General features: G+C 61.9%; 24 protein-coding genes. 4 read left to right on the plus strand and 20 right to left on the minus strand.

Translation table 11 applies throughout. The annotated features are described in order from the left end of the window. Positions 1–12: 12 nt before the first annotated feature. Positions 13–612: a fasciclin domain-containing protein gene (locus tag ACXI0D_RS19930; RefSeq protein ID WP_479643017.1), complete on the plus strand. Its 600-nt coding sequence runs from the start codon at positions 13–15 to the stop codon at positions 610–612. 466 nt (positions 613–1,078) lie between these two features. Here the strand turns inward: ACXI0D_RS19930 and ACXI0D_RS19935 are convergent, their stop codons facing one another. Further along, a complete protein-coding gene (locus ACXI0D_RS19935) occupies positions 1,079–1,693 on the minus strand; it encodes a hypothetical protein (protein ID WP_479643018.1) in 615 nt (204 codons plus the stop codon). Between the two features lie 514 nt (positions 1,694–2,207). Here ACXI0D_RS19935 and ACXI0D_RS19940 point away from each other — a divergent pair. Further along, positions 2,208–2,483, plus strand: coding sequence for a hypothetical protein (locus tag ACXI0D_RS19940; protein WP_099529571.1), 276 nt, complete (start codon positions 2,208–2,210; stop codon positions 2,481–2,483). Positions 2,484–2,620: 137 nt separating this feature from the next. On the opposite strand, the gene ACXI0D_RS19945 is transcribed toward ACXI0D_RS19940, so the two are convergent. The 5 genes from ACXI0D_RS19945 to ACXI0D_RS19965 form a co-directional block, all read right to left on the minus strand. Beyond that, the gene (locus tag ACXI0D_RS19945) at positions 2,621–2,920 is read right to left on the minus strand and encodes a hypothetical protein (protein WP_142234548.1); all 300 of its coding nucleotides are present in this window, start codon (positions 2,918–2,920) and stop codon (positions 2,621–2,623) included. 590 nt (positions 2,921–3,510) lie between these two features. After that, a complete protein-coding gene (locus tag ACXI0D_RS19950; protein WP_479643019.1) occupies positions 3,511–3,729 on the minus strand; it encodes a hypothetical protein in 219 nt (72 codons plus the stop codon). Between the two features lie 427 nt (positions 3,730–4,156). Next, positions 4,157–4,528, minus strand: coding sequence for a hypothetical protein (locus tag ACXI0D_RS19955; protein WP_259337325.1), 372 nt, complete (start codon positions 4,526–4,528; stop codon positions 4,157–4,159). 692 nt (positions 4,529–5,220) lie between these two features. Next, positions 5,221–5,682, minus strand: coding sequence for a PA2169 family four-helix-bundle protein (locus ACXI0D_RS19960; protein WP_142234544.1), 462 nt, complete (start codon positions 5,680–5,682; stop codon positions 5,221–5,223). A 435-nt stretch (positions 5,683–6,117) separates the two neighbouring features. Then, on the minus strand, positions 6,118–6,279 hold the full coding sequence (locus ACXI0D_RS19965; RefSeq protein WP_019658981.1) for a hypothetical protein: 162 nt from the start codon (positions 6,277–6,279) through the stop codon (positions 6,118–6,120). Between the two features lie 157 nt (positions 6,280–6,436). Here ACXI0D_RS19965 and ACXI0D_RS19970 point away from each other — a divergent pair, with 157 nt between their 5' ends. Then, on the plus strand, positions 6,437–6,712 hold the full coding sequence (locus tag ACXI0D_RS19970; protein ID WP_260439401.1) for a hypothetical protein: 276 nt from the start codon (positions 6,437–6,439) through the stop codon (positions 6,710–6,712). Positions 6,713–7,279: 567 nt separating this feature from the next. Here ACXI0D_RS19970 and ACXI0D_RS19975 read toward each other — a convergent pair. The 9 genes from ACXI0D_RS19975 to ACXI0D_RS20015 form a co-directional block, all read right to left on the minus strand. Beyond that, positions 7,280–7,762 carry a hypothetical protein gene (locus ACXI0D_RS19975; RefSeq protein ID WP_479643020.1) on the minus strand — a complete coding sequence of 161 codons (483 nt, stop codon included), beginning with the start codon at positions 7,760–7,762 and terminating at the stop codon, positions 7,280–7,282. Continuing rightward, positions 7,759–9,009, minus strand: coding sequence for a hypothetical protein (locus ACXI0D_RS19980; RefSeq protein ID WP_479643021.1), 1,251 nt, complete (start codon positions 9,007–9,009; stop codon positions 7,759–7,761). Before ACXI0D_RS19980 ends, ACXI0D_RS19975 begins: the two co-directional genes overlap by 4 nt. 70 nt (positions 9,010–9,079) lie before the next feature. Next, the gene (locus ACXI0D_RS19985) at positions 9,080–11,890 is read right to left on the minus strand and encodes a hypothetical protein (RefSeq protein WP_479643022.1); all 2,811 of its coding nucleotides are present in this window, start codon (positions 11,888–11,890) and stop codon (positions 9,080–9,082) included. A 30-nt stretch (positions 11,891–11,920) separates the two neighbouring features. Further along, a complete protein-coding gene (locus tag ACXI0D_RS19990) occupies positions 11,921–15,712 on the minus strand; it encodes a phage tail protein (protein WP_479643023.1) in 3,792 nt (1,263 codons plus the stop codon). Positions 15,713–15,811: 99 nt separating this feature from the next. Continuing rightward, positions 15,812–16,573 (minus strand): hypothetical protein, encoded by a 762-nt coding sequence (locus ACXI0D_RS19995; protein WP_479643024.1) that lies wholly within the window; start codon positions 16,571–16,573, stop codon positions 15,812–15,814. Between the two features lie 4 nt (positions 16,574–16,577). Continuing rightward, a complete protein-coding gene (locus ACXI0D_RS20000; RefSeq protein WP_479643025.1) occupies positions 16,578–18,551 on the minus strand; it encodes a hypothetical protein in 1,974 nt (657 codons plus the stop codon). Further along, the gene (locus tag ACXI0D_RS20005; protein WP_227864015.1) at positions 18,548–18,784 is read right to left on the minus strand and encodes a hypothetical protein; all 237 of its coding nucleotides are present in this window, start codon (positions 18,782–18,784) and stop codon (positions 18,548–18,550) included. The genes ACXI0D_RS20000 and ACXI0D_RS20005 overlap by 4 nt, the downstream gene beginning before the upstream one ends. A gap of 56 nt (positions 18,785–18,840) precedes the next feature. Next, on the minus strand, positions 18,841–19,215 hold the full coding sequence (locus ACXI0D_RS20010) for a hypothetical protein (protein ID WP_479643026.1): 375 nt from the start codon (positions 19,213–19,215) through the stop codon (positions 18,841–18,843). Between the two features lie 125 nt (positions 19,216–19,340). Further along, positions 19,341–19,814: a phage tail tube protein gene (locus ACXI0D_RS20015; RefSeq protein WP_479643027.1), complete on the minus strand. Its 474-nt coding sequence runs from the start codon at positions 19,812–19,814 to the stop codon at positions 19,341–19,343. Between the two features lie 73 nt (positions 19,815–19,887). Between ACXI0D_RS20015 and ACXI0D_RS20020 the strand changes: the two genes are divergently transcribed. Then, complete coding sequence (locus ACXI0D_RS20020) at positions 19,888–20,319, plus strand: hypothetical protein (protein WP_479643028.1); 432 nt, start codon at positions 19,888–19,890, stop codon at positions 20,317–20,319. Here ACXI0D_RS20020 and gp17 read toward each other — a convergent pair. From gp17 to ACXI0D_RS20045, 5 genes are read right to left on the minus strand one after another with little or no spacing between them, the layout of a single operon-like run. After that, a complete protein-coding gene (gene gp17 / locus ACXI0D_RS20025; RefSeq protein ID WP_479643029.1) occupies positions 20,312–20,674 on the minus strand; it encodes a tail completion protein gp17 in 363 nt (120 codons plus the stop codon). The genes ACXI0D_RS20020 and gp17 overlap by 8 nt on opposite strands. Beyond that, positions 20,671–21,174: an HK97-gp10 family putative phage morphogenesis protein gene (locus tag ACXI0D_RS20030; protein WP_479643030.1), complete on the minus strand. Its 504-nt coding sequence runs from the start codon at positions 21,172–21,174 to the stop codon at positions 20,671–20,673. The genes gp17 and ACXI0D_RS20030 overlap by 4 nt, the downstream gene beginning before the upstream one ends. Then, positions 21,167–21,502 carry a head-tail adaptor protein gene (locus ACXI0D_RS20035; protein WP_312237793.1) on the minus strand — a complete coding sequence of 112 codons (336 nt, stop codon included), beginning with the start codon at positions 21,500–21,502 and terminating at the stop codon, positions 21,167–21,169. The genes ACXI0D_RS20030 and ACXI0D_RS20035 overlap by 8 nt, the downstream gene beginning before the upstream one ends. Next, the gene (locus ACXI0D_RS20040; RefSeq protein ID WP_367785298.1) at positions 21,502–21,804 is read right to left on the minus strand and encodes a head-tail connector protein; all 303 of its coding nucleotides are present in this window, start codon (positions 21,802–21,804) and stop codon (positions 21,502–21,504) included. Before ACXI0D_RS20040 ends, ACXI0D_RS20035 begins: the two co-directional genes overlap by 1 nt. Next, positions 21,804–22,292: a hypothetical protein gene (locus ACXI0D_RS20045; protein WP_479643031.1), complete on the minus strand. Its 489-nt coding sequence runs from the start codon at positions 22,290–22,292 to the stop codon at positions 21,804–21,806. Before ACXI0D_RS20045 ends, ACXI0D_RS20040 begins: the two co-directional genes overlap by 1 nt. Positions 22,293–22,348 lie beyond the last annotated feature (56 nt).

Below are 22,348 nucleotides of genomic sequence, written 5' to 3' on the forward strand. Positions count from 1 at the left end.
AACGTATGTGGGATGTCTGCGCACCGCAGGCAACCTATCAAGGAACGCACAGTGAACACTCTTAAGCGCATTGCCACCGCAGTGAGTCTCGCCGTACTCGTTTCAGCAGCTTCGTCCAGCTTCGCCGCTAGCACAGTCATGGTCGGTGGGGCGGAGATGTACCCGACCAAGACGATCGTCGAGAACGCCATCAACTCCAAGGACCACACCACACTGGTCGCTGCGGTCAAGGCAGCAGGCCTGGTTGACACCCTCAACGGAGCCGGCCCCTTCACCGTTTTCGCCCCGACCAACGCGGCGTTCAACAAGCTACCGGCAGGCACTGTGGATATGCTGGCAAAGCCTGAGAACAAAGCTCAGCTGACCAAGATCCTGACCTACCATGTGGTCCCAGGCAGCTACAGCTCCGCCCAGCTTATGGCGGACGCCAAGAAGCATGGCGGCAAAGCCACGTTGAAGACTGTTCAGGGCGAACCCCTCATCGTCGCGCTTCGTGATGGGAAGCTGTGGGTAGTCGACGCCAAGGGAGGCAAGGCTGCGATCAGCATCGCCGACGTTGGCCAATCGAATGGCGTCATCCATGTGATCGACACGGTCTTGATGCCGAAGTAACCCAGCGCAGGTCGTAGGCACCTCAATGGTGCCTACGCTTGCGACGCAGGCGAGCAAACTGGCACAAATATCTTGTCAAGCTCCACGTTCTTAACTATTCATGATGTATGGTTGACGCATCTGGCTCCTCTCAGGCGCGAAATCCTTCGCCCCCGTGTCTAGCCCCTTACAGGCACGACACATGACACCCCCCAACGCTTTCCGGATCCTTCGGATCCGTCCTTTGCTGCACCTCAATGGAACGATCGAACAAGTTCAATCGTTGCAAGCCAAGTGCGGGGCCTGTGGAGACGAGTCGCGTATGGCCCTGGGAGCCGGACTTGCCAACGTAGAAAGCGGTGTCGAGCTCACCTGTCGCAGTTGCAAGGTGACAGGGATCTTGACCACTGAGCAAGCGTGGATTCTATGGGGTGAGCAGATGAGGAAGGATCGAATCCTGGCTCTTGCTGGGCTGACGCCGGAAGACTTAGATAGGTCCTAAGTCCTGTGTCACCGCCTGTCCCTCCCGGAGCACTGTAGCCAAAAGCCGGCCTCCGGCCACCTGGCGCCCCACCCGCTTGTTGAGCCATGCCGCCTGGATCTTGCCAGCTGCGAGTACATCGGCTGGGGCAAAGCTGTCTGGCCTGCCGGCCAAGGGCTCGCCAGGCGAAGCTAAGCCCCCCTCCAACGTTTGCACTGTCGCTTCCTTCGAGTTTTCGCTCTTGGCATAGGCCGTGGCCATCATTCGATTACGCTTCGGAGACCACCCGCCTAGCACCAGCTCGATCCCAAGCCCCTTAACCGGCAAGTTGGCCTCCGCAGCCGCCCTCACGTAATCCGGCCACAGTTGATCCACTACCAGCCCCAGCTCTGCGGATAGCTGCTCCATCGTGAAGTCGGCACGGAAGCTTGCCTGGAGTACGAGCTCGTAGATGCGAAGAAAGAACTGAGTGGACCCGCGTGCCGCCAACACCAAATTGTGCTGCGGGATCAGCAACACCTTTGCACCGGACGAATGGGCTCCGGTTCGGGCGTCCTCCGCGAGAGTATCAACCGCAACAAGGAGCTGGTCAGGACGCAGCAGAACGTTGAGGATGCTCATTTAGAAAGCACGGGGAAGTTCCGGGAAATATGGCAGCTTGAGTGCTTCGAGTCCAATCGCCGTGAGGCTTACGCGAGTGAGCGCAAGCGTCCACTTGAGCTTGGTGTGATGTGATGCTCACATCATGGAGTAGACACTGCAATCTAGTGGCTCTTCTCCGGTGCAAAATCCTTTGCTCCCGTGTCCAGCCCCACAACGGCACGGCTATGCACCCTCCCAATGCCTTCAGGATTCATTCGATCCTGCCCCAGCTTGCGCTCAATGGCGCGATCATCCACCTAAAGCAGGTACGCTCAACCTGCAAGAGCTGTGGACTCAGGTCGTCAATGACTAAAGACGCAGGCTTTCAAACCGATTCGAAGGGAACCACCCTCACCTGCCCAGCTTGCGCAGCCACAGGTTTGATGGACGAAATGGAGATCTGGCATCACTGGCTCGAGCAGTGCCGTCGTGAGCGTCTGCTTGCGCTATTCGACCCAAAGCCCGACGATCCGTTCGATACCGAGGCCCCTAAATGAACGATGGCATCTCCGAACTGCTGGACCGGCTTCATTCCTGCGAAGTCGCGATCGAAGTCCATCGCGGTTATCTGAAAGCAATGGAGTATGGGCTGCGCATGGCCGTCGCGACCCATCCCGCGCGCGAGCACCTGTCCGATGTGTGGCTCCAGTTGCTGCCAAAGATCGCGGCAAAGCACCGAGACGATGGCGGCGAGCTCTTCGTCGCCGCCTTTGAGCAGGCCCTTACAGTTCTAACGGAGCAAATAGGCGAACCAGCTAGCCCTTCATAAGCTGCGACCACACTCTCGGAGATGGTGGCTTGCCGCTTAGGCAGCGCTCCTCAACAGCCTGGATAGGCACAAGGGAGCATTCGGGGCTGCAGGGAATCCACAAGACGATGGTCCTTCAGCCTTGGAAGCGGCGCCGCTCAGCCATCGGCTGGGTGCCTTCCAGCCAAACTCCCCATCGTAAAGGCATACCCGGCTTCTTCCAGAAGTGCTCTCATGCGCAGCTCCACACGACGGGGGGAGCGCAGTCCATTTGGTGCATAGAGAGCATATACGTATCCAGCGCCGTCAATAATTTCGCGGCGGACTGCGCACTCGGTTGATTCCGTAGCTTCGCACCAGACAGACATTAGCCTAGCCGGGCTGATCGACTGCCCATTGCGAAGTCGGAAGAAAAGCCAACGCACGCCTGGCGGTTGGGCTGGATCTACTCTAGCCATTGCGAGCCCCGGATTCGTCTGGATAGATCACTGAGAACTTCAGGATCCAGGCGAGGGCGCTCATCTTTCGAGGAACTTGGCAGATCTATGCGCTCACTACCGTTGACTAGAGCGGGGAGATCTGACTGCAGATCAATCCACCACTCGGAAGGAAGCCGGAGCCCAGTACCCGTTCGATCGTAGATGCATATCGGGAAATTCATAGCGTTGCTCCTAGATGTACCGAGCATACGCTTGCGCAATGTCAGGCCGGAATGCGACTGCTACAAGGCTGACGCATCAACTCTCTTTGCACATATGAACACGTGTGCTTCGTCTCGCTGAACTTTCAGGAACGACTCAAGCCAGCAAAGAGCAGCGCCTCTATTCGCAATCACCCTTCCCAACTTTTCAGTCAAACACCGCGCACACTCCATTCCACCAGGGCTTTGCCCTTGGCACGTCCTGCACTGAGCCATCGTCGTCGTGGTCGCCGGGCGAGATTGATACATGATCTTCGTCATCAAGTTCACAGCTTGAGCGTGGGACGACATTTCAGCGATCCTGTTGATACGGAAGGAGCCGCGCTCGGCGCGGCCACCCCTTATGCATCAACGACGATTGTCGCGATCGATACCGACCTTTTGGGCCTGGCCGGGGCTTGGCTGGCCAGGCTCAGTGCCGTTCGGCTGCTGCTGTTGCTGCCCTTGCTTTCCGGCCAAGTCCTCACCACCGAGATCCTTCCCGTCTGTTTGGCCTTGCTGACCCGGCTGCTTCTTATCGGCATCCGAGTTGCGACTGTCGTTCTGGTTCTGGGAAGTGTTGTTCATGTCTTACTCCGATGCAGCCATCTGCTGCCACCCCACAATGGCCCCCAGCGTGTTACGCAGCCGTGCCCGATTGGCGCCAGTATGAACAAGCGCCATGAACAGGCCGCCGATTCTAAGGGTGTACAGTGCAGCTCTAACAGGAGAAGAACATGGAACGCAAGAGGAACAAGGATTTCGTTGACGTCGAACGTGAACTCACGCATTGGGGATTGGCATTCAACTCTGGTGCGCTACCGGCCATTAGCTTCCGCCATGAAGTTGACCCGGTCATCCGGCTCGCATGTGACATCTACATCAGAGACCCGCACGGAACGCGCGCAGAATGGCTGGGTGACCTCGAGGGCAGACTTGCGGCCCGATCCAGTCTGCGCGGTCACCCTGGCGCAGCGGAGATCGCAGGTCAATGCTGGTCGCGCCTCTCTTGCTCCTAGGAGTTTTCTTCGCGCGAGGCTGCGTTGTTCCCTTCTCGCATGAGCTGATCATTCAGCACGTGAACGATGGACATGACCGCATCGGCGAGCGCTCTTGAGTCGCTGATTGACCCGTAAAAGTAGATCTTGCAGCCTTCAACCCGGACTTCTGCCAAGGAGAGCTGAGACGCCAGGGCCTCGCACTTCCTCACGAAGAGTTCAGTCCAGCGGGCACCCGGCGCAAGATCCAACAACGCAATGATGGCCTCATCAGTAGAGGAATCGACGCGCTCATGTAGCTGCGGCACATCGAAACCGACAATTCTCGGAAGCATGGAAGCGCTCAACGGTTGATCCTCTTGCTTATAGTCGGTTTGATTGTCCTCCACGATACTCGGATCCACCATCTGGCAAAGCCCCACAGCCTTACGCCAAACCCGCTCCCGTGTCTCAATAGCCGGCCATATCTAAGATGGCCCATGCCGTCCTAAGGGAGGCGGCGGTGATCCGGGCGGGATAGCACATGGATGCCATCTGGCCGCAGCGGCTGTTGGGGCGATGTAACGGGCTGGGACTCCCCAAACCCCAGTGGCACCTCGGTCAGGTCCACGATGAAGATCGCAGCTCTCTGAAGCACCGAATCGTCCCCGCAATCTGACAGCGGATTCCAACTGACCAAGGCCAGTCCCTTAGCCGGCCAAATCGGGCTCCACCTTAGGCTGCGAGGCCACGCCTGCTGCTGGCTGCAGGTTCGCAAGATAGACGGTGTCTGTCGCCGCCTTGATCATCGCCATCAACGAAACTCTCTTCGCCGGTCACCGGGTTGGTAATGACGTAGGTTTTTGCCAACAGGTCACTGATCGTTGTGGGGAGGACGCCCAGAAAGGTGCGCTCCAACACCGTGCTGTCTGCCTGGGAATCGTTCGGAACCCGTCTCGGCACTGCGCTGCTTAGCGATGGTGCCAAGCAATTGACTGAACTTGGTCAACAAGTTAGCCAGACAAGCCAGGGCAGCGACCCTGCAATCAGACCTACGCGCAGGGCATCTACGGCGTATCAGTTTGCTGCGAAAAGTTCGACTTCAGTGCGGATGCATCGATTGCAGCCGATTCACCATCACGGAATGGCATTCACTGACCTTGGGGATCATCCGCGCAACCTCCCTCTTCACGTCCTGAGATAGGTCCGGATCATTGAGAACTTCGTTGAATGTCTGAACGAGACGCTCTTCAGACTTCTCCAACTGTTTCACATATTGGTACTGGGTCTCGCCAAACGCCGCGAGCATCTTCCCATAGTACTGATGCATTGCACCCACGAATGTGCCCCGCTCTGCGGGGCGACCACCACTTGTGTAAACAATTTTACTGATCTCTTCGACCAGCTCGCCTTTAACCCCTGCAATGCCCATGAAGAGATCGGAAAGCTCCGAGCTCTCTATTCGATCCGAGGCTTCCTCATAGAACGCCTTCCCGTCTCGCGATATCTCTATCAAGTCATTGAGGCGACTCTCAATTCTAGACTGCATGGTTTGAAGGCCCATGGCACTTCTCCCTAATTGGTTCAATCTCAAATTTCAAAGCCATTTCAGTCACGCTGCCGACTTGCAGGCGGAGGAGAAAAAAGCTATTTGGATGCAGCCTTCCTCGCATATCGAAGGACAGTCTCTTCATCCTGGATAGCGATCTTTACTGAGGAAAGCCATCTAATTGCAGCCCCCGAGTTCTCAATCAGAACAGCGAGGTCGTCGCATAGACAATTGGCACATAGATAGCCGCCAGGACTTGGCCTTCGGCACCTCTTACATGGCAGCAACGTGGTCTCAGACGGGCTCCGAAGCTGATATGCCACCCGCACCATCAAAGCCTCTGCGTCTGTGCTCCTGTCTCTCAACCTGTTCACGCACTTCGCTCCTTCTACAGAAAGGGGCAGCGCACACCTGCGCCACCCTCTTTCAACTACTCACAGTCGATCTTACTTACTTGTTCGACTTATGAGCTCCGCCTTCATTGGCATTACGCTCTTTGGACTCCTTGTCCTGGCGCTCTTGCTCCTGTTGCTGCTGCTTCTGCTTCCCTGCATCCGGTTCCGCCACAGCGGGCTTGTTGGTATTGGATGCATCACGTTTGAAGTCATTCATAGCTTTACTCCATCGCGGTGGATTCACCGCACCGGAAGCATGCGCGCCCCCCCGTTAGCTGCTGGTCGCTTTCCAAGAGAAGACTGAACCAAGTACATGAATGAGCCCATTCCAACAACAGGCGTACACTGACCTTGGTGCATTCGAGGAAATTGCCATGAGCAAGGATACAAGTTTCGTTGATGTCGAACGAGAGATCATCTATTGGCGCATGCACTTCGGCTCCGGCGCATTTCCTGGAGCCAGCTTCGGCCTAGATATCCAACCCATCATCAAAATCGCATGTGACATCTACACAAGAGATCCACATGGAAGCCGTGAAGCCTGGCTTGACGATCTAGTGAAGAGGCTCGAGATGCGATCAGGCGGCATGAGCAATGAGATCGCCGCCAGAGAATTTGCTTCTCGTTGCTGGGACCACCTGCTTCACTGATGAAGGCCCCGATTTCGCTCACACGGCATCTCTCAAGCAAGAGCGCGCCAAGCCGCCTGCGAGCAAATATAATGATGATGGACGGCGTATTTCTACGCCGCCCATTCAAGTTTTACGCTAATTGCTCCCGCTTGCATTTATGAAACTTCAGCAATCTAGATCATGTCCCACTAGACTCGCGCACGGGCCTCACTGAACATCCTGAGCTGGATTTGCTGCTCGCAGGAAAGCAGCCTCAATGGAACGGTCGCTTCTGCGCCGAGCATGTACCCGTATCGCTTGAAGCCTTTCACTCCGATACTTGACCCGTATCCATATCGCTCGCAGCCCTTCAAGTTGGTGCTGGATGCGTACCTGTAGCCCTCGACGTCGCTCATACATAAATCACTCCATCGCGATGAATTCACCGCCTGAAGATGGTGCACGCTTTCCCGTTACTACCCTGCGATACGGCATGAGAAAAATGAACGAACAGCGTAGCAAGCCGCCGGCGATGGAGGCCTACCAAGTCAGCCGCGCTGTGAACACGCCGCGGAGAAACTGCGAAGACCTGCCGCAGCAGGTCACTTAGAGGGCAACGGATGGGCTGCCCGTATCCAGCGGCAGCTCCGCCTTCTCCGGCCAGGCGAACGCCTCCGGTTGCGGCAACAGCGCGCGCACCTGCTCCCAGTTCTCGATCCCCGCCGGCAGTGCCAGCACCAGCTGTTCCAGCCTCTGATTCACTGCATCGCGCCAGGCGACCAGCGCGCGCGCCTCCAGTCGGTATCGAGTAACGCTGCTGTTGTAGTAGCTGGCGCAGTTCGGAATGTCGTCGTAGCCACGCGCCCTGACTTCGGCATCCATCCACGCGAAGGCGGCATCCCGGATCGCGCGAAAGTGTTGCGGGGAGTACAACGCATAGGGCGGGTTTGCCGGATCGGGTACGCCGCCTGCAGCCAGCCATTCTCTGTATTCCTGTGCTTCGGAGCTGGTCGCCGTGACGTTGATAAATGTGTCCGATTGGCAATGCCGAACGACAGACGGGCTGATGGTAAGTTGATAAATGCTCACAGTTCGGCCTCAAAGAGAACGCGATAGGGTTGTGCTCCCGAGCCCAGGTAGCCAGACGCGCTCCCGGTCGTGGCTTGGTTGGCGGTAGCGACCAGGGCCACCGTACGCTTCGAGACGGGGATATAGCTTTGGCCGACAATGGATGCACCACCCGACATTCCCACGCCGGTCAGCGTCGGCGGCGCCCCAACACTCCTCGCTGTCGGGATGGTGCGCATGTCAGTCGGGGCTTCGAGGAACGCCAGCACCTGGGAATTTCCGAGGCCGTGGCAAAGCACGAATGCGTTGCCCGTGGTCACCTCGTAGGCGTAGCAGTAACGCTGGCACAGCAGCCTTTCGAGTGCTTCCGGGCGCTGCTGGAACGACGTAGCCGTAGACCCACGCTCGATCTTCACCTCAGTGAAATGGACGTCGCCCGCCTGCGCGCCCAGGCCATCGTTACGAGCGTTCCAGTTGCTGCCTGCTGATGCCCAAAATGCGAATCCGAGGGAGTTGTTGGCACCGAAGGTCTTTCCAGCAACCGATGGAAGCTGGACCGTATGCGTGATGGTGTTCAGACCTGCGGCAAGTGCGAACTTCTTCGACCCTATTCCATTTAGGCTAGCGCTCCCACCCGAACCGAAGTTCTGGCGCAGCTCCAATGCGATTTCCCTACCGGCCTGACCACTGTTGTAGACCTTGAAGCTGATCGTCACCGCTTCTCCGGCATAAGTCCCCGCGTCCTCAATCAGCTGCTCATACACAACGAAGTGGCCGGCTGGATCGGTAACCGCGCCATAGCTCACTCGCGCGAATGCTGGGGCGCGGATGCTGGCGAACTGGCCAGGAGAGATCGGGTTGCGGATTACGTTGGGTGACGCGACCCCGCCGGCGTTGAAATACCATCGATCAGCGGTATAGGCCGGTGCGACGAAGGATGTGCCGCGCTCCCAGAATCGGAAGTCTCCGTTGAGGAAAGCGTTGTCCCCGACAATGCGCCATCCCAGTGCATCGGCTTGTGCCTGACGCGCGGCCTGCTCCGCCTCGATCCGCTGTCCCAATGTGTCGTCTCCCAGCAGCCGGGCGTCCCCTTCCTGCTGCAGTCCAGTCTTCAGGTTTTCCACGTCCTGGCCAACGGCTTCCAGCGTTGCAAGGCGCTGCTCGGCATCGTGAAAGTTGTCGTTGCAGGTAGCGAACGCGGTGAACGCGTCGTCGCCTGGCTTGCCATTCGGCTGGATGGTCGTCTGATCGATGAATTTCTGCGCCATGTGTGTTCCTTGCATTTGGATTGCCCACGGCAAAGCGGGCCGGACATGCCGGCCCGTGCTGGGAGCTGTTTCAGTTCTCGACCGAGATGATCGACAGGCTCTGCGTGATGGACTGCTGTTGGAACGAGCCGGACTCGTGTCTAACGTCCTGTTCGGTGAAGCTGGTGATCACCCCGCGGTAGGTCATCGTCTGCGCGCTGGTGCTGGTGTCATTCACGGTGAATGATCCACCCCACGTCGAGGTCGCGCTGTCAGGGCCATCCGGCTCATTGAAGATCATTACCGAACCGCTGACATTCAGGACCTGCCACAGCGATTCAGCGCCCTCGCCCACCCGTCGGTAGATCTCCACGCGCGCCGTGTTCTGCCCAGCTCCTGCGACGAAGCCGTCGCTGCCATAGGTGGTTTTGGTCCGGATATGCCTGCGGGAGAAGCTGACAGTCACGCTCCGCACGCGACCGTTGGTGGCGAACGGGCCGTTGACCAGCTCGACACCCACGGTTTGCGTGGTCGTGGTCTGGACAGCGTTGCGCAAAATGCCCGCCGACAGTTGCCCGCCGAAGTAGGCGCTGCCGTTGGCGTCCATCCACATTACGGCGTTGGCCTTCGATGCTGCACCGGCCCCGACGTTGGGGCCGAAGTAGTCGACCAGGTTGTCGCCGGCACTGCCAAAGTTCGTGCCAATGATGCGCTGAGCAGATCCTTTCCAGACGCGGAGGAAGCCACCGCGCCATTCCATCCCCTCACTGGCCCCGGGCGAGATGACCTCGAACGTGTTGCTGGAGAAGCGGGTGTTGATGACCTGACCGTTGTTCTCGATGACCATGCCACCGATCAGCGGTCCACCACCACTGTTCGCAATGACGTTGAGGAACGCCCGCGCCAGTACCTGAGTAAGGCCGTTCTCGTTCTGGACCACGCGGGCCTCCATGCCCTGGACCACCTGCGCACTGGCCTTGCCGTCAACCTCGGCTTTCACCGATGCCAATTGGCCCGTGAACGCCTCGATGCCCTGCTCGGTCACATTGACCCGGGCGCTGATCTCCTCGACGTAGTCGGATGACGCTTTCCCGTCCAGCTCGACGCCCAGGTGCTGGATCTGCACCGCCTGGGCGCCCTGCTCCGTGGCGATAACCTCGATGGACCGCGTAGCCGTGGCCTCGAACTCCCCCAGCTCGGCGCGAACCGATTCCACCTGTTTGGCGACAGCGCGGTCGCCTTGGGCGATCACGGACTGCCAGGTCTTCACGCCGGCGCGCACGTCGCGGTCCCCGGCGTTCCAGTCCCGGTCGCCTGCGTGCTTGTACGTCACCTGCGCTTCCAGCGACGACGTTCTGTCGCCGACTGCCCGGACGCCCTCCTCCGTTTCTTCCAAACGGGTGGAGACGGCATCCAGCGCTTCCGCAGAGGCCACCTTGCCACCGCCCGCGGGCATCCTCGCGGACACCCGCTCGATCGCCTCAGCGTTGGCGCTGTCGCCGTCTGCGCGCGCCTGGCGCTCCTCGGTGACGCTGGCCTCCGTGGCCACCTTGCCGTCGCCCGTGGGCATCCTTGCCTGGATCACCTCGATGGCGCTGGCATTGGCCTCGTCGGCCGTTACCCGCGCATCGCGCTCGGCCGCGAACAGGCCGCTGGGGACTTGGGACAGGTCGCTACCCTCGTAATCGCCCCGCAACTGCACGGCCAGCGTCTCGCGCTTGCTCGCCTCGGCCACGTCCGCCGCCACCCGGGCGCGGGCCTCCTCCTGGACCAGTGCCACGCCGGCGCCGGGCGTGGGACGCCCGATCGCCACCCAGTCGGTCATGAAGTAGCTGGAGACGGCCTGGACCGCGCCGAACTGCAGCCGGATGGCGTCGACTTCACCCGGCCACCAGGGGATATCGGCCACATCAACCGTGCCGATGCCATTGTCGTCCCACCGCGGCTCCGGGACCGTAGCCCGCTTGTCCACGTCCCAAGCCTGGTCGGCCAGCGTGATCCACTGCAGGGATCCGTCCCAGGTGGCATCACCAACGCGCTTCACCCTCAGCTTCACGAAGCGGTAGGCGCTGCCGTCGACGCCCAGCCCTGCGGGCGATTGGACATACGGGTTCTCGGTGCCGTTGGCCGGCCGCAGCCAGCCATCGACCACCGTCGGCAGTGATCCGTTCCCGGTCCACTCCTCCACGGTGGTGTCGAAGTACCAGATCTGCCGGCTGTCGAACTGGGTCCCGCTGCCGGCCGACACCTCGGACAGTGCGCGCGACAGCGATTCCACATCGCTCTGCCGGGTTTGGGTCTCCAACGTGATGGCAGCCTCGCGCTCGAGGCGTTCGTTCAGCAGCCCATCGGCGCGCGCCTGCGCCTCCTGAGTGATCGCTTCCATTGCGCCGGCCACGCCGCGCTGCCGCAGATCCGCTTCGGCCAGAAGATCCCGGGCAGCGGCCGCCAGGCCATCCGCCCGCGCGGAGGCTTCTGCCGCGTCTGCCTCGATGCGGTCGGCGATCTCCTTGGTGATCCGCTCCGTCTGCTTGATCAGCTCGGCCGTGGTCGGCGGAGGGGTAGCCTCCACGACCGAACCCGAGCCAGGCCGGCCGCGCACGGTCGGCGTGATCTTGAACCACCATTTGGTGCCGGTGTTGTCGCTGTAGAAGTAGCGCGTGTCCGTGGTCCGGTAGATCTCGGTCCACGGCCCCTCCGGAGAGGGGCCACGCTCCACCACGTACACGACGCCGGCCAGATCGACCGCCGGCCATTCCAGGAGCACACCGTCGGCCACCGGGTTGGGGGTCACCCCATCCACCGGTAGCACCTCGGGTGGCCGGTGCACGACCGGGAACCAGTTCGAGTAGCGCGGCGCCGCCGGAGACGCGGACGGCAGCCCGCCCACGCCGATTTCCACGAGCGTGAGTTTCCTTGCTTGCATTGCGGATTACCTCGCGTTGAGTGCCTGGCGCAGCGCGTTGCTGCTGGAGGCGCGGACGCCCTGGGTAGTGGTGGACAGCAGCTCGCGCAGCAGCTGGTTCTGCTCGGTGAGCAGCGCATTGCCTTCCTGCACCGCTGCCGTGGTCTTGGACTGCGACTCGTTGTTCACCACCAGGTCGAACACCGCCCGGCTGAAGTTATCCGGCAGCGCCTCGATCGCGTCAGCCAGCTGTCCCATGCTGGTGCCGTCCTCGGTGTTGAGGTCGCCAACCTTCATGCCGTCGATGAGGCCGGTCACCTGGTCGTAGAGTCCGTTGTAGTCCTTGCCGCTGGCGTACAGGTTCCGGCCGAAGCCAAGCGCGGCCTGTGCTGCCGCCTGTGCCGCGCTGGTGTCTCCACCGGCCACCGCCCGCTCCAGCTCCTTCATGGCCTCGCCGAGCTTCTGCTGGTCCGTCAGCGGCGACAGGTCACTGATCGAAAGGCCGTACTGCATGGCCTTCTTGTCCTTGTCGATCTGCGCCTGCAGCTTGCCCATGTTCATCGCGCGCAGCGCTTCGATCTTGGCCAGATCCTCCGCGCGAGCACCGGACAGGCCCAGGGCCTTGGCGTAGTCGTTGGCCGACTTCACCTGCTGCCGGTAGGTCCGCTCGATGCTCAGCGCCTGCTGCTGGTAGCTCGACAGGTCTCCGGTCATCAGCTGCGTGGAAACGTCAGCCATCAGCGTGGCGTAGTTCCCTAGCAACCCGGTCACCTTCTCGATCTGGGTGGCCAGGTCCGTGCCGGCGACGCTGGCCAGGTCCTGGAAGTAGTCCACCGCCTTGTTGACCTTGTCGACCTCCATCCCGTTGAGGGCGCGGCCCAGCTCGTCGGCATTACCCACCGCCAATGCAATCGACGCGCTCAGCGCGTTGAACACGTCTGACGCCTCGAAGTAGCCATCCAGCTGGCCGCCGAAGCCGGCAGCCTTCACCGCCTCGGTGAACAGCCGGTCGGTCATGTCACCAAGGTATGCCTCCAGCTGCGACTTCGCCTCAGCAGAATCGGCCGACAACTGCAGCTTACCCAGGCTCACCCGTACACCACCCAGCTGTTGGGTCAGGTCGACACCGAGCTGCTTGGCAAGGCCCGTTGCTGCACCCCGAACCTGGCGAGCGGCCATGTCGAACGTGCGATCGATGCCCGGGTCAACGGCGCCGTACTGCGTCCACTTCTTGTCGGAGCGGAACAACCCTCCCTTCTGCTTGATATCGGCGTAGGTCTGGCCGTCGAAGCCGCCGAACCCATACGAGCCGGTCAGGCCCTGTCCGGTCACCTTCGGCGCGCCGCGGCCGAACAGCTTGGCGTGGATGCTCGACCCCGACAGGATCGATGCAACCTTGTCGTTGAAGCCGAGCCCTCGGAACGTCTTGTCGGCCAGGCCCACCGCGCCGGCGGTGGCGATCTTGCCGGCCCAGCTCTCCCCATTGGCGATGTTCCAGCCCTGATCGAACAGCTGAGCGTTCTTCATCATGCCCGCCACGATCCAGCCGATGATCGGCACTGCCGCCGCGGCAGAGCCTGCAGCACCAGCTGCGCCAGCACCAGCGCCGGCGCTACCGCCGCCAACCAAGCCTGAGAAGCTGGAGCCGGTCATTCCGGCCATGCTTGTCACGTCGCCGAAGCCGGTCATGGTGCCAGCCGCGGCGCCCGCCGAGCGACCGAAGCCGAACAGGCCCTGCCCCTTGGAGAGCAGACCGGCCACCGAGCTAAGGTTCTGGCCGCCCGCCGCCGAGCCGTTGCCACCGAACACGCCCATGATGCTCTGCAGACTCAGACCGCCGCCCTGCCCGTTGAGCCCGTTGAGGATCTGCGTCTGGATGGGGATCACGATCTTCTGCTCCAGGAACTCGCGGGCCAGGTCGCGCAGCCCGCGCTTGGCGGCATCTTTCAAGTCGTCCCACAGGTTGTCGAAGTCGCGCATGCCGCCGGCAACGAAGTCGGCCATGGCGTCGGCGGCATCGCCCACACCGTTGATGACCACGCCCGCCCACGCCTCAACGTTGGCGGCAGCCTCCTCCACGCGCAGCGACAGATCGGCCGACGCCCGAGCTGCGGCGAGCATGGACTGCTCGTATTGCTCGTAGCTCGCCGCCCCTTTGGACAGTGCCAGCGCTTCCTTGCCGCCAGCGGCCTCCACCGCCTTCTGCAGCTCCTGCCGCATGTCGCGCTCGTTCATCATCTCGCGTCGCGACAGTTCACGTGCACGCCCAACCTTGCCGAGCATCGAGACCTCGGCATCCATGGTCGCAAGGAGCGCCTCGGGGCCGGCCATGGCCTTTTCCACATCAGCCGCAACCTTTGAGTACTCAAGGGCGCTCTGAGCCATCAGCACATTGGCGTCGGCTTGGGCAATGTTCCCCTTCGCGAGCAAGCTGTTGTACTCGGACATGTTGCCGAGGTGCTTACCCATGGCCTCAGCCAATGGGCCATCCATAGCCCCGGCCGCTTCCTGCGCCTGGCGATGGTATCGGGCAATCTCCTCAGCTCGCTGCTTGGCATCACGATCCGCTCTTTCGCGTTCCGCCTTGCCAATGTTTCCGGTTGACCGATAGCCCACAGAATCTGGCTTCAGCGCTGATTCCGGCAATGGCTGCCCGTTGTCGATCACAACGACGCTGTCAGCCAAGTCCTTCATGCGACGTCGTTTTAGGGCAGCGTCCACACGTTCAAGCTCGGCCTCCCGGTCACGGACGTACTTGTCCCATGACTTCGCGTTCGCTTCGCTGTTGGTGTTCTGGAATAGCCCTCCCTCCCACCATAATGCGTTCCCGGATCGGGCCCTGGCGGCAACGTCCTTTGCTCCAGCGATCTGTTCCTCGATCCGCATGCGCTCCTGGATCAGACCGGCATAGCTTTTATCGGGAACAGACTTGAATCCTTGTGCTATCAACGATGACAGATTCCCAATCATCGACGCAGCTTCCGCGGCCTTGGTCGTTACTGTGGCCAAGCCTTGGACGATTACCCCGAACCCTTGTCGAAAATCAGGGTCGTTCAGAAGCTCAGAGAAGTCCGACAGTGCCGGAATGATCTCCTCTGCCACGCTTACCTTTAGCCCCTTGAACGCCAGATCGGCTTCAAGCGTGACCTTGCGGAGGCGTTCGGTCGCCTTGTTGGTCTTTCCATCGATGATGGCCCCTGCCGCTTGAGCTGCATTACCCCACTGCTGGAACCCAGCGCTATTGTTGCGTAGCAGCGGGATAAGCGCCGATGCGTCGCTGGCAATAGCCTCCATGTAGAAGGTCAATTCCGTCTGCGACAGGTTCGCCCGTTCAAGACTCTTGAAATAGAGCCCCAACGCATCAGGCCCCGACAGCTTGCGCATTTGCTCGGCGGTGACACCCGTTCGCTTGGCGATATTGTCGAAGAAATCTGCAAGGGCTCCACTCCCAGTCTGGACGTAATCGCCTATCTTGTCCTGAACGTCCTTGAAGATATCCGCTAGTTTCTCGTGGCTCATGCCAACAGTGTTCGCGCCTGCCGCCATGCGCTGAAACTGCTCCGAGGTCGTCCCAGAAAGCTTGCCGAGCTTGTCGTACTCCACGCCAAGATCGGCGACCTGGCGCGTCCACTGAACCATGGCGGCGCCACCCGCCGTCACGCCCGCGGAGATTGCCAGGCCGATCGCTGTACCGGCGCGCCGCGCGGATGCCTGCATGCTCTGCATTCGCTGATCAAATTGGCGCGCAGCCTTGCCACCGTCGCGCTCAAATGATCCCGTCTTAAGCAGAAGATCAACGGTAAGTGTGTAGAGGCTCATCGCGTAATCCAAAGAAAAGGCCCGCACTTGGCGGGCCCTGGGCTCAATGTTATGGGTGGTGGCGAATCTGGGTTCCCGACGGACGGATGGGCCTATCGATCAGGCCGGAATCTCCTCGAACTCCAGGTATCCGGTGAAGTACTGCCGGCTGATGTTCTCCGCCGACGGCAGCTGCGTCGGATAGCCGTAGAGCGCCGACCGCGCTGCGAGTGCAGGATCGAATGCCTTGCTGGCCATGTCCCTGTACTGGGGAACAACGCAGGAGCGCCGGCGACCCGCGATCGCTGCCGCAACCGTCTCCCAATCAGTCCCGCCCAGTCCACCACCGCGCACTGCAGCAGTCGCTCGGCCAGACAAGGTGCAGGTCAGCCTACGGTACAGACCCCCGGGAACCGTGTTTACCTGGGCGCCCTTGGTTCGAGTGTGGACGCTGGTGTCGATCGTGGCCACCGCCCAGCCGTCGCTGATGCCAACCTCGACTGCCCGGAAAACCGCGATCTCGCCCACGTCCACATTTGTGGCAGTTGTGGCGATCTCAACGGACACTGTCGAGACCAGGGCGCTGGTCTGCGGAAACAGCCATGCGCAGACACTGCCGTCGGGCAGTCGCACCGTGGTGCCGCTGGCGCCGGCAGCGCTCACCTGCACGCCGGATGGGATGTTGAGGCCGAGAATCGCGATGATTCCCGGCACAACAGCCTCGGCCAGGGTGATCGTGATCGCCAGCGAACTGGTGCGCCGCATCCGGGACGCTCGCCCCGGCTTACCATCGAAGAGCGCCGAGCCCTGGTCCGCAGACAACCACGTTCCACCGGTCAGGGTGACCGTTTCCACCGCCGGCATGCCATATCCAATCAACATGTCATCATCCCCACAGGGTAAGCACCACGTTCGCCGTGGCAGGGTTGCGCTCCACGCGCCGCACCAACACCGGCTTGCCGTCGGCCAGGCCATAACGGCTGTAAGTCAGCCGGCCAATCTGTCCAGGAAGCGGGGCCAGCTGCTGATCGCCGCGGATGGCGACCTGGTAGAAGAACCGCTGCCGCTGATACATCGCCACGACGCGGTTGATCTCGGCCTGCGCGTCGGCGGCGTGCCAGAACAGCGAGAGGACCGGATCGGCGGCATCGGCGCGGCGATAGTGCGCATCCAGTGCCCCCGCAGCGTACACCTGGCCTCGGTAGAGGCCCGTCAGTTCGTCGCGGCGGCTCTGCGGTAGATCGATCACGTCCGTGACCAGGTCGGAGGCACCGAGAGCCTGTGCATTGGGCCGGTAGGCCATGCGCCGGGTCAGGTTGGGGGCGTCGTCCGGGACGCCGACCAGGTCGCTGGTCATGTCCGCTTCCAAGATCTCAAACGCCAGCTGCCCCTGATAGCTCTCTGGCGCGACCACCTGGACGAAGCGCAGCACACCGGTAGGATCCTGGTAGCACCCGACACCGTAGCTGGGCAGCATCGCGTTCAAGGCATCCCTGCCCGTGATGGCCGCTCCGGCGTAGTAGCCGATACCGGCATAGCCAGTTGCAGCGTCCACGGCTGCGCAGTCTGCTGCCGACCACGCCCCAGCCCTGAGACGGGCCATCACGTCGCCCACGGCCTGCTCCAGGCGCGCTGGGGCCATGCTGGGGCCGATGCTCGATCCGTCCACCACCACAGGGGTGACGGGAGGAGACTTCAGCAGCAGCTGCTGCCCATCCGGCGCCGTGCTGAAGGTGCCGTCTTCCATCAGGTCGCCGCGGTCCATCACTGCGTCGACGTGCATTGGGCTATCGGCCAGGAACATCGCTGTCGCATCCGAGTTCGCGCCTGCTGCCGGGACACTGGCAACCGCACCGATCACCACCGGCTGCGGCTTCCAGGCCAGTGACGTGATGTTGGGCAGGAACACGCCCCGGTTGATGGTCTGGCCAAGGTAGTCGTGCGCATCGCGCAGGTGCAGGGTCTTCCTGCCGTCGTCGTTCACCTCGATCTGATCGATGACGCAGCGGAATACCGGGGCGGCGTCGGCCAGCATGCCGCCGTCGTCCACCTGAAGGATGCGCACCGCAGCGCCCGAGGCACCGGACAATGCGAGGCCATCAAGCAGTCCATCGGCATCGGCGACCATGCATTCCGCCGCTGCAGTCTGCGACACCGGATCGCCACCCCATGGCCAGAAACTTAGCTCCTGGACGAGGTTGACGCCCTCGGCGACAAGTCCTTCGTACCGGGCATTGGCCGGGCTGTCGCCCGGGGCGGAAAGCCAGTCATCGTCAGCCAGTCGCGTCGTCGGCGCTTGGGCCTCGTCCAGCTTCCAACCGGCGCCCGCCGCATCGCTGCGGGCGCCCCACTGCCCAGCGTTCACGGCCAGGCACAGCCCGCCGGCCTTCGTCGCAGCCAGTGCGGCGGCGAAGTGCAGCGGGCCGGCCAGCAGCAGGTCACGCTGGTGGACCAGCGCGCCGTTGAGGTACAGGTGGAGTCGGGAGGGGCTGCCGAAGGAGACCCGCATCCCGACGATATCGCCCAACGCGACGACGGGCAGGCCAGTGGCGATCGCGCCAATGCCTTGGATCAGGCGGCCGGTGGCCAGTTCCCAACCGATACCCTCCCCGTTCGCGCCCGGGGCCTGGTTGAGGGGTGCTGCCGCGGTGACAAAGCCCACGACAGCAGACAGGTCGTCATCGCCCCACAGCGCAAACTCGACGCCGACAACGCCGGTGCCTAGGGCAAAGTCGGACAGGGCGCAGCGGTTGAGGTCGGCGGCGGCCGTTGTAGCAAGGGTGAGCCCACCGTCGCGTGCAGCGAGCAGCGGGCCGATCGGTAGGGCGGCGAAGCGCCCAAAGGTGTCGGTCATGGTCATCCCAGTCGGTCGAACCAGTCCTGCGCCTCGTCCTCCTCGGAACGCGGAACGAGGGTGTCCAGGTACTCCTGAAAGGAGCGCTTGGTGCCGCCCTGGCTGTGTGAGGCGGTGATGTACGCGGCGAAGGCAGCGGGCTTGATGTGCAGGCTTACGGGGTCGATGGGGTTCCGCTTATGGAACTCCCACCATTCCAGGAACTCCCGGCGCGACATGCTCGCCTGCAGCTCCGACACCGTGCGATGCAGGTGGCCGGCGAGGACCTTCCAGAACCAGTCCTCGCCACGCTGCCTTAGACGTTTCCCGCGTCGGCCTGGGCTTGGGCAGCATCCTCGCCGAAGCCGGAGTGCTTCATGGCCACGCGCTGCAGCTCCGCAGCCACCAACGGCTTGAGCTGGGCGGCCTGCGCCACGTCCATGACGGGCTTGCCGTCCTCGTCGCAGATGGTCGCTGCGATCAGCTTGGCGCGGTCGCCTTCGCCCCAAAGCTTGCGGAACTCCGCATCGGGCAGCTCACGCACGTGGAACTGCGCCTTGGCACCGTTGGGCAGCGTAATCGTGTCCGCATGCACGTCCTTCGAGGCGAACATGCCCAGGTTGGTGAACGACTGCAGGAGGCTCACCGGTTGCTGCGGCTGGGCGTCGTTGGTTTCGTTAGTCTTGCTCATTGGCCGTTTCCTTGAATGGCGACAGGGCGCGCGGGCCGCGCACGGCTAACACGCGGAGGATCCGCGCGCCCCGTCAAAGAGATGCCCCGCCGGAGCGGGCCTGGGTGTGCGCCGTTGCCGCAGTCTTACGGCGTCGGGCGGTGCGTGGTGACTGCGCCTGAGCCGCGAATGGTGATCGTCGCCTTCCAGACATCGTTGTCTTGGCTGGTCACCGCGAAGTTCTGCACGAAGCCGTCGAACTGCTTGGACAGCACGGTGTCCGGCGGGGTGATCTTGCCGGCAGCGGCGGTCGGCTTCGCCACGCCCTCGGTTTCCGACAGCGGCGCGGTCACCAGCCAGTTCACGACAGCACCCGTCTCGTGCAGCTCTTCGAGCTTCTCGTGGTCGACGCTGTCGTAGATGATCTCGATGCTGGTGCTGCCGGTCTGCTTGCGGCCGGCAACGAACTGATCCCAGTCATCGTCGTAGTCGGAGATATCGATCTCCGACGCCTGGCCATCGGGGAAGCCGACCGAACGCAGGCGGGTCACCTTGATGACCTCGGCCGCGGCGATGGCGACGAACAGCTGCGAGTGCTTGGACTTGATTACATTACCCATAAAGAAATCTCCTTAACGGTCGCTAGGTGGTATTGGATGAGGGCGAGCCCCCCGAAGAGCTAGGAATCTACGAATGAGCCGTAAGTGGATTGATTACATTGCAGGCACCAGCGCAGTACTGGCCTTGCTTTTCTATGTACTAGGTGTCGCGCTTCACGCGAGCGAATTGCTCCCGAAAGAATCACTTTGGGCAAACTTGCTTGTGGGCTACCCAGTAGGATTTTTTGGCGCCCTGTTTCTACAAGGATTCTGCGATCTGGCTAAGGGTCAGCCGTCGGCTGTTGCTTGGATCATTAGAATTTTCGGCACCGATTTCTGGGGGCGCTTCTTCGGGATAGTGATCGGACTAACTGCAGTGGCCGTTGGCTTTGCGCTGATTCTTGCACCGGTTCTCGGGAACGCCGAAAAGCCAACTCTTGTTGCAGTTCTCGTCGGAACGGTTTTGTATAGCGAGTTCGCTTCCCCCTCGTATCGCTTGTATGAGGCTGAACTTAGCGCTACCTAATGACTAGTAGCCGCGCGTCGAAAGAAATGCCTATTGCATCCGTGCCGTCGCTGTCAGGCGTGGGGTTGTAGGACTCGATACTGCCAACGCGTTCGATCGCGTCGCGGATGGCGACGGCCGCACCGTTGGCCTGTGTCAGGACCTCGCCCCATACGGTCATGCGGACTCGCCAGCCGTCAGCCGGCGGCGGATCGGACAGCATCGCTGTTGGCGAGCCGTTGACTACCTCCCATGTCGCGTAGGGGAGTGGCGTGTTCTGAGGCGCACTACCCAGGAACAGACGGACAGGGTCGCCGAGCACCTGCCGGACGGTCGCATCGCTTTCCAGCAGGGATTGGATCAAAGGAACCATCATCGCCAGCCATCCTTTTTCAGCTGCTTGTCGAGCGCCGCCCAGGTTTCATTGATGATCACCTGTGCCGCTTCCGGTCCTTTCGTCTCACCGGCGGGTGTGAGGAAGGGAGAGGCCCGCATGTTCTTGGTCCCGAACTCCACGAACCGCCAGTAATAGGCCCACCCAGACTCCTCGTAGACCTTCCCGACGCGGCCGCGGCGGCGGTTGCGCTTGGTATTGGCGTACTTGCGGCGGCGACCGGTCTTAACCCCGACCGTGAAGTACTCGCCGCCTTGGCCTACACCTGCGCGCTGCCGGCTTTTGGTGTTGGCCCGGCGGGTGACGATCTGTGAGGCCATGAACCCCGATGCTCTCGGGGCCCGGCGCCGAGCGTCATCGCGGATGACGTTGCCACCCTTGCGCATACCGGCTTGCACGGCTCGCCCCTGGATCGCCTTGGGGACCTCTCGTAGCGAGCGCAAAAGGCCATCCAGCCCTTCAACTGTCACCTGCTCAGCCATTGCTTAACCCCGCTACGGCGATGATCGCCATCTCGCTACCGTCGTTGCTTGGGGCGATGCTCTTGATCGCATACGGCTTGCCCCGCTCCACAATGCGCCAGGTGGGCTCGACATGGCGCGGGATCAGGTCCCAGCGGACTTGCTCTCGATAGCGCTCAGCGCCAGCCGCGATCGCCTCTGCCGTGGCACTGAGCTGGTTCGTCTTCTTCGCCCAGGCTTCGGCAACGAGCTCCCACCCCTTCTTGGCCGGTCCACCCAACGGATCCCGTACGTCGACCGGCCGCTCGAAGCGGATCAGGTGGCGGCGCTGCCCTGCTGAAGTGGCCATCAGAATCGTTTCCTGTACCAAAGAAGCCTGGACACGCCGAGCGCGATTTCCGAGGTCAACTCACCGACCGCGCTGCGGTTTTCCGCCCAATTGCCGACCATCAGCAGCACGGCCTGACGCACATCGGCGGTCAGTGCCATTTCGCCCTCGCTGGAAGGGTCACCCTCGACCAAGGTGCGATCGCAGTGCATCTGCACATGGGCCAGGGCAGCGTCAACGTATGACTGCAGCAACGCGTCGCTGATCTCGTCAACGATCCGGCACTGCTCGCGCACCAGTGGAAGATCGAGGGTGATAGCCATTACTCCGACTTCCCGCTCTTCTGGGCGTCCGCCAGTACCTCTGCCAGGCGCTGCGCGCCCCAGCGACGATCGAAGGTGACGCCTGCCGCCTCCAGCTGCTGGATCAGCTGCTGCTTTTCATCTGCGCCGCCCGCATCAGCGACACCATCGGTGCCCGCGTCGGCAGCAGCGGTCGGCTGGGTAGCGGCGATGGCATCGCCACTGGCCGTCTGCGCGCCACCGGCGTCGGCCACCGCATTCGCCTGGGTATCCGGAGCTGCCGCCGCGGAGGTGTCGCCATCGCCGGCCTTGAATTCACTCGGCTGGGCCGGCTTCGTCTCCTCGGGCGCTGCGCCTTCATGCAACTGCACCACCAGGCCCTTGCCGACCAGCACGTGCCCATATTCCGGATCCACGTCTTCGAACACCTGACCTGCCTTCACATCGGCAGATTCTGCATTGAGCTTCAGGGCGTCGCCCCGGAAGCCCCATTTAGCTTTGATCTTCATCTTCCTGCTCCGTATAGAAAGAGAGAGGCCGGCGCGCGGCCGGCCTCGTTCGGGAT

The organism is Stenotrophomonas sp. C9D9 (assembly GCF_056491205.1).

What these genes read in the sequence shown, in the direction of transcription:
- ACXI0D_RS19965 (WP_019658981.1), bottom strand. Translation starts at nt 6,279, where the DNA reads ATGAATGACTTCAAACGTGATGCATCCAATACCAACAAGCCCGCTGTG.
- ACXI0D_RS19970 (WP_260439401.1), top strand. Translation starts at nt 6,437, where the DNA reads ATGAGCAAGGATACAAGTTTCGTTGATGTCGAACGAGAGATCATCTAT.
- ACXI0D_RS19960 (WP_142234544.1), bottom strand. Translation starts at nt 5,682, where the DNA reads ATGGGCCTTCAAACCATGCAGTCTAGAATTGAGAGTCGCCTCAATGAC.
- ACXI0D_RS20030 (WP_479643030.1), bottom strand. Translation starts at nt 21,174, where the DNA reads ATGGCTGAGCAGGTGACAGTTGAAGGGCTGGATGGCCTTTTGCGCTCG.
- ACXI0D_RS19980 (WP_479643021.1), bottom strand. Translation starts at nt 9,009, where the DNA reads ATGGCGCAGAAATTCATCGATCAGACGACCATCCAGCCGAATGGCAAG.
- ACXI0D_RS19945 (WP_142234548.1), bottom strand. Translation starts at nt 2,920, where the DNA reads ATGGCTAGAGTAGATCCAGCCCAACCGCCAGGCGTGCGTTGGCTTTTC.
- ACXI0D_RS20010 (WP_479643026.1), bottom strand. Translation starts at nt 19,215, where the DNA reads ATGAGCAAGACTAACGAAACCAACGACGCCCAGCCGCAGCAACCGGTG.
- ACXI0D_RS20040 (WP_367785298.1), bottom strand. Translation starts at nt 21,804, where the DNA reads ATGGCTATCACCCTCGATCTTCCACTGGTGCGCGAGCAGTGCCGGATC.
- ACXI0D_RS20045 (WP_479643031.1), bottom strand. Translation starts at nt 22,292, where the DNA reads ATGAAGATCAAAGCTAAATGGGGCTTCCGGGGCGACGCCCTGAAGCTC.
- ACXI0D_RS20015 (WP_479643027.1), bottom strand. Translation starts at nt 19,814, where the DNA reads ATGGGTAATGTAATCAAGTCCAAGCACTCGCAGCTGTTCGTCGCCATC.
- ACXI0D_RS19950 (WP_479643019.1), bottom strand. Translation starts at nt 3,729, where the DNA reads ATGAACAACACTTCCCAGAACCAGAACGACAGTCGCAACTCGGATGCC.
- ACXI0D_RS19940 (WP_099529571.1), top strand. Translation starts at nt 2,208, where the DNA reads ATGAACGATGGCATCTCCGAACTGCTGGACCGGCTTCATTCCTGCGAA.
- ACXI0D_RS20020 (WP_479643028.1), top strand. Translation starts at nt 19,888, where the DNA reads ATGAGCCGTAAGTGGATTGATTACATTGCAGGCACCAGCGCAGTACTG.
- ACXI0D_RS19990 (WP_479643023.1), bottom strand. Translation starts at nt 15,712, where the DNA reads ATGAGCCTCTACACACTTACCGTTGATCTTCTGCTTAAGACGGGATCA.
- ACXI0D_RS19930 (WP_479643017.1), top strand. Translation starts at nt 13, where the DNA reads ATGTCTGCGCACCGCAGGCAACCTATCAAGGAACGCACAGTGAACACT.
- ACXI0D_RS20035 (WP_312237793.1), bottom strand. Translation starts at nt 21,502, where the DNA reads ATGGCCACTTCAGCAGGGCAGCGCCGCCACCTGATCCGCTTCGAGCGG.
- ACXI0D_RS19995 (WP_479643024.1), bottom strand. Translation starts at nt 16,573, where the DNA reads ATGTTGATTGGATATGGCATGCCGGCGGTGGAAACGGTCACCCTGACC.
- ACXI0D_RS19935 (WP_479643018.1), bottom strand. Translation starts at nt 1,693, where the DNA reads ATGAGCATCCTCAACGTTCTGCTGCGTCCTGACCAGCTCCTTGTTGCG.
- ACXI0D_RS20000 (WP_479643025.1), bottom strand. Translation starts at nt 18,551, where the DNA reads ATGACCATGACCGACACCTTTGGGCGCTTCGCCGCCCTACCGATCGGC.
- gp17 (WP_479643029.1), bottom strand. Translation starts at nt 20,674, where the DNA reads ATGATGGTTCCTTTGATCCAATCCCTGCTGGAAAGCGATGCGACCGTC.